The organism is Yoonia sp., from assembly GCF_036007805.1.
Lineage (GTDB): Bacteria > Pseudomonadota > Alphaproteobacteria > Rhodobacterales > Rhodobacteraceae > Yoonia.
In genome coordinates this window covers 1-7,880 of sequence record NZ_DASYOK010000320.1, presented here as the reverse complement: position 1 = coordinate 7,880, position 7,880 = coordinate 1, and the positions used below count along the sequence as shown (strand labels likewise).

6 protein-coding genes are annotated in these 7,880 nt (G+C 59.4%); 3 read left to right on the top strand and 3 right to left on the bottom strand.

Annotated elements, in window-relative coordinates; genetic code table 11:
* The coding region (locus VGP75_RS17155) for a putative inorganic carbon transporter subunit DabA (protein WP_327544816.1) at window positions 1–1,532 on the bottom strand (1,532 nt) is incomplete at its 3' end.
* Window positions 1,529–3,115 carry a proton-conducting transporter transmembrane domain-containing protein gene (locus VGP75_RS17150; protein WP_327544815.1) on the bottom strand — a complete coding sequence of 529 codons (1,587 nt, stop codon included), beginning with the start codon at window positions 3,113–3,115 and terminating at the stop codon, window positions 1,529–1,531. The genes VGP75_RS17155 and VGP75_RS17150, both read right to left, overlap by 4 nt.
* 103 nt (window positions 3,116–3,218) lie before the next feature.
* Here VGP75_RS17150 and VGP75_RS17145 point away from each other — a divergent pair, with 103 nt between their 5' ends.
* Entirely contained in the window at window positions 3,219–4,094 is an 876-nt protein-coding gene (locus VGP75_RS17145; RefSeq protein ID WP_327544814.1) for a LysR family transcriptional regulator, read from the top strand.
* Here VGP75_RS17145 and VGP75_RS17140 read toward each other — a convergent pair.
* Window positions 4,091–4,990 carry a hydrogen peroxide-inducible genes activator gene (locus VGP75_RS17140; protein WP_327544813.1) on the bottom strand — a complete coding sequence of 300 codons (900 nt, stop codon included), beginning with the start codon at window positions 4,988–4,990 and terminating at the stop codon, window positions 4,091–4,093. The two genes, VGP75_RS17145 and VGP75_RS17140, sit on opposite strands and share 4 nt — an antisense overlap.
* Window positions 4,991–5,125: 135 nt before the next feature.
* Between VGP75_RS17140 and katG the strand changes: the two genes are divergently transcribed.
* Entirely contained in the window at window positions 5,126–7,339 is a 2,214-nt protein-coding gene (gene katG, locus VGP75_RS17135) for a catalase/peroxidase HPI (protein ID WP_327544812.1), read from the top strand.
* 75 nt (window positions 7,340–7,414) lie between these two features.
* Window positions 7,415–7,880: FAD-dependent oxidoreductase (locus tag VGP75_RS17130; protein ID WP_327544811.1), on the top strand; the 466-nt coding region annotated here is incomplete at its 3' end.

The window sequence follows — 7,880 nt, the reverse complement described above, 5'->3', positions numbered from 1 at the left end:
CCGCCACAGGCACCGCAATGCAGCGCGCTGGCATGCGGGTTGTTCACAACATTCGCGCCATGCCCAAAGAGCAAGACAAGCGGCGCAAAGTTGCCTGTCAGGGACATCGCGCCAAGGATCGCTGTGGCTGCCCCGATCCTGTCTTCCAGACCAAAGCTTTCATCCAGCACCGGCACATGGCTGTCAGGCCCCTTGGCCGCGTCCATACCCAGCGCATCCCGCAGCAATTTGCCGACATAGATCGGGCCGGAGGCCTCGACAAATGCAAAGGACGATACCGCCGCCAGCTTGAACCGCCCCCATGCGCGTTTGGCGCGGGCGCTGAACCGCGCGATTTGATCCGCCGTTGCATCCGCGCTGGCGTGGCTGGTCACACCGTGGTTGAGCAGCACCGGAAGGCGCTGTTCGGCCACATCAGAGGCAAAGCTCTGGTGCGATGCGGTCAGTCCAAAGAAACCCGCAAACCCCAGCGTCTGAATTGCGGGATCAACGCTCTCCAGCGCCCGCCGGAAGACCTCGGAGCGCACATCAATGCAGAATGCGGCCTGTAGCACGGGCCGGCCTTCGGCCGTTGGCACAGGCGCGCTGGCCAGTGTTTCGGCCAGTGCGCGCTGTCCGGCAAACTCTGCTGCCGCCTGCAGCGCCGCATCAATCAGGTGATCTGATGACGGCGCCGCAGGTGTGGCGTGCGCTTTCGCAATCTCCGCCCACTTCTTTTCGATCTCTTTGGCGTATTTCACATAGAGCGCCTGCTCCCAGACCAGACGGATCGTCAGCAAATCTGTCGTCGTCAGATCGGTTCCGCCAGCAAGCTCTGCCTGCCATAACCGATAGCGCGCCACCTGCGACCAGCCGCCAAGCCCCAGCAGCAACTGGTGAAAATATGTCTCCGTTGCCTCTGCCGGCAGCCCAAGCACATCCACCGCTGCAACAAGTGCCGTGCGCGTGCGTGCAGGTGTATTCGCAACCAGCTCTCCAAAGCCACCAAGACCTGCAATTTCGGGCGTCAGATCACGGCTGGCGAAATCCCGCCACGCATCAAAGGCACGCCGCCCGGGTTTGTTCTGCCACAGCGCCTGTCCTGCATCAAAGTAACCCGCGGCCCAGCTTCCGAAACGGTCATTCACGATGCCGGGCCAGTCGATCCCTGACACCTCAAATGCAAGATCCGCAATAGTCGGGAGCGCATGAGGCGACGGTGCGTCTTGTCCTGCTGCCGCCTTGACTGCCGCAATATCACTAGCGGCCTCAGGGAACTTTGCCAGCGCTGCGGTCAGATCAGCGTCGTTGATTGTCCCGTCGGCAATTTTCGTCCGGTACCACTCACGGGGCATTGTCACCGCCGTTCCGGCGACCCTGTCCAACAGTGCTGCGACCTGCGGTAAACTTTTCTCTGTCTGGCCCAGAAACGGGTTCACCGCGACAGAAGACGACAGCGGCCAAAGCGGTGGAATGGCGCGGCCTGCAGCCTCGGCCTTGGCGATCACTTCCAGATGCGCACCGGAATAGCCTGCGTATGTTTCCGCTTTCATTGTTCTGCTCCTTTGCTGGATGGTGTCTGCTTCCAACCGCCGATCATCCGGTCAGAGATTGCGTTGATGTAAAGCCCGTTGGACAGATGCACCCGAAGCCCTTGCGCGGCGGGATGGTAAGACCACAGCGGCAATGTTGCCTGCGCAAGGGCCACCAGACCAAAGCTGATCAGCGCCAGCAGGATCAGCGCCCATTCCAGCGCGCTCGCCGGCGGTGTTGCAGGAAGCGTTCCCGCAGTGAGCCATTCGGACACACGCTGCAAGACAAGATAGCTGACAGTCACAGCCGCCGCGTAAACCGCTGTCCGTTGCGTCAGCGCGCGCGGTGCTTCATCCGCAAAGCCCTGGGCCAGAAGATAGGCGACACCGAAAATCAGGATCGCACCAAGGGCGATGGCCTGCGGTGACTTGCCGCCAAAATCAAAGCCCAACCCAAGGACGGCATAGACCACGCCATAGATCACCAAGGCCACCACGAACGCCCGTGCCACCGCACCAAGATCAGGCACCGCCACCGGCCCCGGCTTGCGGATGGCCGCAACGTTCTGCACGGCATTGCCCGCAGACAGGAAAGCATGGGCCTTGTAAAGCGAGTGTGCCACGATGTGCAGCAGGGCCAGCGGGAAAAGCGCCAGACCGCATTGCAGGATCATAAAGCCCATCTGCGCGATCGTAGACCAGGCAAGCGAGGTTTTGACGGTCGACTGCGTCAGCATCACCAAGCCGCCAAAGAGCGCTGTAAAACCGCCGATCAATACCAGAATGGCCAGCACCAGAGGTGACAGCAGCATTACGTCGGCAAAGCGGATCAAAAGAAAACCACCGGCGTTAACGACGCCCGCATGCAGCAAGGCAGAGACAGGCGTTGGCGCCTCCATGACTTCGGTCAACCAGCCATGGGTCGGGAACTGCGCCGATTTCAGGATGGCCGCAAGCCCCAGCAGAGCCGCCGCCGCCAGTGCCAGCCCGCCACCCGATCCTTCTGCAGCCGCGCTCAGGATAACCGAGATTTGCGTCGTGCCATATGTGCTGACAAGCATGAGCATGGCACCAAGCACCGCAGCATCCCCGATCCGCGCCATAATGTATTTCTTACGCGCCGCCCTCTGGGCCGCCACGCGCTCTGGATAGAAGAGCAGGAGCTTGTGCAGGAACGCACCCGTCGCGACCCATGCCGCGAAGAACTGGAACACATTGCCTGCCTGAATGAGAAAAAGAACCGCCGCGAGCGTCGCCAAAAGCCAGAATGTGAAAACATCCTGCCGCGCTTCGCCGTCCAGATAGGTCCGCGCATAGCGCACGACCACCCAGCCGATGAACGTGACCAGCAACAGCATCACAACACTGACGATATCGAGGCGGACCGAGAGCCCTATTTCAAAAAAGCCGATCAACATGCTGTCGCCACTGCCGTTGCTTGCCAGCACGACCGCCGACAGAACCGCGATCAGAACCCCGACTAAGGTCGCATATTCTGCAAGCCGCGCACCTTTTTGCGCAGATACATCTTTCAAGAAGCGCGGCGCAAAGGCAGCCGCGATCAAGATCAGAGGGGCCAGTAGCGGTAATGCATTCAGCAGCATGTCGGTCTCCATCGTGTGAATTGATTTCACGACGGGATAGATCAAAGCATTTTTGATAAAAAATACATTGTTTACATTTTATTGTTCACCTAAAACGAACGATATGTCCGATATGAACTACAATCACCTGCGCTATTTCTGGGCGGTCGCCCATGAAGGCAACCTGACGCGGACGGCAGAAAAGCTGAACCTGTCGCAATCCGCGCTCTCGGTGCAAATCCGCAAGCTTGAGGACCGGTTGGGTCACGCGCTCTTTGAACGGCGCGGGCGGCAGTTGCACCTGACCGAGGCGGGGCGGATCACGCTGGACTACGCGGATACGATTTTCGATGCAGGAAAGGACCTTCTGGGAACCCTCAGCCAACAAGGGCGGCCACGTCAGGTCTTGCGCGTTGGCGCATTGGCAACACTCTCGCGGAACTTCCAGATTGAATTCCTGCGCCCCCTGCTTGGCCTTGCCGATGTGGAACTGGTGCTGCGTTCGGGCACTTTGGTGGAATTGCTGCAAAGCCTTGAAACGCTGAACCTTGACGTCGTCCTGACCAACCGCGCACCCGCACATGATGCGATGTCGAAATTCACCTCACAGCCGATTTCGGAGCAGGCGGTCAGTCTGATCGGCACGCCGGAACGCCTGCGCGCTGACCTGCCCTTGGCAACCCTTCTACGCGACAACCCCATCATTGTACCAACCGAAGAAAGCCCTGTGCGGGCAGGATTTGACCGGCTTTGCGCACGCGAGGGGATCACGCCTATACTCGCCGCCGAGGTCGATGATATGGCGCTGATGCGTCTGCTCACACGTGAGGATATCGGGCTTGGGGTGTTGCCGCCGATTGCCGTGCGGAATGAATTGCGCAACGGCATGTTGATCGAGTCCCCCCACCAAATGGGCCTGACCGAGAGTTTTCATGCAGTCACGGTGCCGCGAAAATTCCCCAACCCTTTGTTAGAGACACTGCTCAGCAGCGCACCTTAGCGCGCCAGATCCTGTCCTACCTGCTGCACCACATTGGCAATCTGGCGCAATTGTCCCGCAAGCGGATTGGTCTTGCGCCAGATCATCCCCACGGTGCGCTTCGGCTGCGGCTCTGCGAAACGGCTGATCACAACGGGGGCCGACCGGGTTTCCACCGGCACCGCCATCTGCGGGATCAGCGTCACCCCGATCCCCGCCCCAACCATTTGCACCAGTGTGGACAGTGAACTGCCATCCAGCCCTTCACGCGCAGCGGCACTTTGCAGATTGCAAAACGAAAGGGCCTGATCCCGAAAACAATGCCCCTCTTCAAGCATCAAAAGACGCATCTGGCGCAGGTCCTCGGGGCTTGGCACGGGACGATCCGCATCCTTGATCGGGCGCACCAACATCAGGCTTTCATCAAACAGCGCCACCTCTTCAAAGCCCGGCTCAAATACCGGCAAGGCCACAATTGCGGTATCAATCTGCCCGTTTGTCAATTCTTCAATCAGGCGCGGCGTGACGGTTTCGCGGATATGCACGTCAAGATCGGCATGGGCGCGCGCCAGATGCCCGATAAGGCCGGGCAGCAGATAAGGGGCAATCGTGGGAATCACCCCGATCCGCAAACGCCCTACCAGCCCCGCCTGTGCTGCGCGCGCCATCTCGCCCAACTCATCCACGGCGCGCAGAATATCGCGCACACGCAGCGCCCATTCTTCACCAAAGGCAGTCAGACGCACTTGGCGCGGGCCACGTTCAAACAGAGGCGTGCCAAGGCTTTGCTCCAACTCTTTGATCTGCACGGATAAGGCAGGCTGGGAAATCGCGCAGACATCGGCCGCACGGCCAAAATGGCCATGACGCGAAAGTGCTTCGAAATAACGGAGCTGTTTCAGGGTCAGATTCTTCATAACCTGAAGTTATGAGAGCAATCAAAAATTGCAACTTAAAATAATTCTAAGTAAGTGATATTGATCAATCAAGCTCTGCCGGATTTATGCTTATTTCCTGGCGGCGCAGACGCAAACAACATCGGAGAAGAGACAATGGACGGTAACAACGCCGGAAAATGCCCAGTGATGCATGGGACCGCTATTCAAAGCACCAACAGCGTGCGCGGGAACAAGGACTGGTGGCCAAACCAGTTGAACCTGAAAATCCTGCACCAGAACGCCCCTGCCTCCAATCCGATGGGCGCAGATTTCAGCTATGCTGAAGAATTCAAAAAGCTTGACCTGCAGGCACTGAAAAAAGACCTGCATGCGCTGATGACCGACAGTCAGGATTGGTGGCCTGCGGATTATGGCCATTACGGTGGTCTGTTTATCCGTCTAGCATGGCACGCGGCAGGTACATACCGCACCGCCGACGGTCGCGGTGGTGCCGGTGGCGGCCAACAGCGTTTTGCGCCGCTGAATAGCTGGCCCGACAACGGCAACCTCGACAAGGCCCGCCGTCTGCTGTGGCCGATCAAGCAAAAATACGGCAACCAGATTTCATGGGCCGACCTCTTCGTGCTTTGCGGCAACGTCGCAATGGAATCGATGGGTCTGAAGATGTTCGGCTTTGGCGGCGGTCGCGCCGACACATGGGAGCCAGAGGAAGACGTCTACTGGGGCCGCGAAGACGAATGGCTGGCGACCAGCGATCACGAACTGGCGCGCTATTCCAACGACCGCGATCTCGAAAACCCGCTGGCTGCGGTGCAGATGGGCCTGATTTACGTCAATCCCGAAGGGCCCGATGGCAACCCCGATCCGCTGGCCTCGGCCCGTGATATCCGTGAAACCTTTGCGCGAATGGCGATGAACGACTATGAAACCGTCGCATTGACCGCAGGTGGCCACACCTTCGGCAAAACCCACGGCGCAGGCCCGGTTGAGCACGTCGGCCCCGAGCCGGAAGGCGCGCCGATCGAGAACATGGGCTTTGGCTGGCTGTCGACCTACAAATCCGGCAAAGGCCGCGATGCGATCACCTCGGGCCTTGAGGGTGCATGGACATCGAACCCTACACAATGGGACATGGGCTATTTCGATGTGCTGTTCAAATACGAGTGGGAACTGACCAAGAGCCCGGCCGGCGCACAGCAGTGGACACCAAAGGACCTGCAGGAAGAGGACATGGCCCCCGATCCCGAGGACCCGTCCAAGAAGGTGCCGATCATCATGTCCACAGCGGATATGGCGATGAAGATGGATCCCGCCTATGCAAAAATTTCCAAGCACTTCCACGAAAACCCCGAAGAGTTCGCCGATGCCTATGCGCGTGCATGGTTCAAACTGACCCACCGCGACATGGGGCCAAAGGTGCTGTATCTGGGTAACGAAGTGCCGGATGAAGATCTGATCTGGCAAGACCCGATCCCCGCCGTCGATCACCCGCTGGTCGATGACGCCGATATCTCGGATCTGAAAGCAAAGATCCTCGCATCCGGCCTGTCGCTGTCCGAACTGGTGGCGACTGCTTGGGCCTCTGCCTCAACCTTCCGTGGTTCGGACAAGCGCGGTGGTGCCAATGGTGCGCGCATCCGTCTGGCCCCGCAAAAGGACTGGGCAGTGAACAACCCCACACAACTGTCCCGCGTTCTGGCTGCACTTGAAGGCATCCAGACCACGTTCAACAGTGCGGCCGCCGGTGGCAAGAAAGTATCACTGGCCGACCTGATCGTGCTGGGTGGCTGTGCAGCAGTGGAGAAAGCCGCCAAGAACGGCGGTCACGATATTGCTGTGCCCTTCACACCGGGCCGTATGGACGCGAGCGAAGAACAGACAGACGCCGCCAGCTTCGAGCCGCTTGAGCCCGAAGCAGACGGTTTCCGCAACTTCCTCAAGGGCGACTACACTGTGCCTGCCGAGGCGATGCTGGTGGACCGTGCACAATTGCTGACACTTTCTGCACCGGAAATGACGGTGCTGGTGGGTGGCCTGCGTGTGCTGGGTGCCAACACAGGCGGATCAGAGCACGGCGTCTTCACTGACAAGACAGACGCGCTGACCAACGACTTCTTTGTCAATGTCACCGATATGGCAACGACTTGGCAGAAGGGCAGCACCGAGGGCATCTATGAGGGTCGCGACCGCGCCACTGGCGAGGTCAAGTGGACCGGCACACGTGTCGATCTGGTCTTCGGTTCCAACTCGCAACTGCGCGCCCTGTCCGAGCTTTACGCCCAAAGCGATGCCGGTGCGAAGTTCGCCAAAGACTTTGTTGCAGCATGGTCCAAGGTCATGGACCTTGACCGCTTCGACGTCAAATAATCCCAATGGGCGCGGCCTTTCATCGGCCGCGCCCACCCTTTATGGCGGACTGAAACCACAGGCAGAGGTCGCCACATGCACACCCCCACATTGATTATCGGCGGCGGGCTTTCGGGCCTGTCACTGGCCTATGCGCTGGAATGCGCAGGCCACGATTATATGCTTATCGAGGCCCGCGGGCGTTTGGGCGGACGCATCAAATCACTGCAAGTCAAAGACGCGTATTTCGACCTTGGCCCGTCATGGGTCTGGCCCGGTCAGTACCGTGTCGCGCAGCTTGCCGATGCGCTCGATCTGCACCTTTTTGAGCAGTGGTCTGATGGCGCGCAACTCTATGAACAAGCCAGCGGTGACGTGGTCCAAGGCCAGGGCTTTATGTCGATGGCAGGCAGTTTGCGGGTCGCAGGCGGCAGTAGCGCCCTGACCGATGCGCTGGCGGCGCAGTTAAATCCCCAAAGTATCATGCTGGATTGCGCAGTCACCGCAATCGACGACAGCCCCGCAGCACAGCTCTCAGATGGCCAGACCATCACCGCTGACC

Coding starts and splice junctions, on each gene's coding strand:
- VGP75_RS17150 (WP_327544815.1), bottom strand. CDS start 3,115: ATGCTGCTGAATGCATTACCGCTACTGGCCCCTCTGATCTTGATCGCG.
- VGP75_RS17145 (WP_327544814.1), top strand. CDS start 3,219: ATGTCCGATATGAACTACAATCACCTGCGCTATTTCTGGGCGGTCGCC.
- VGP75_RS17140 (WP_327544813.1), bottom strand. CDS start 4,990: ATGAAGAATCTGACCCTGAAACAGCTCCGTTATTTCGAAGCACTTTCG.
- katG (WP_327544812.1), top strand. CDS start 5,126: ATGGACGGTAACAACGCCGGAAAATGCCCAGTGATGCATGGGACCGCT.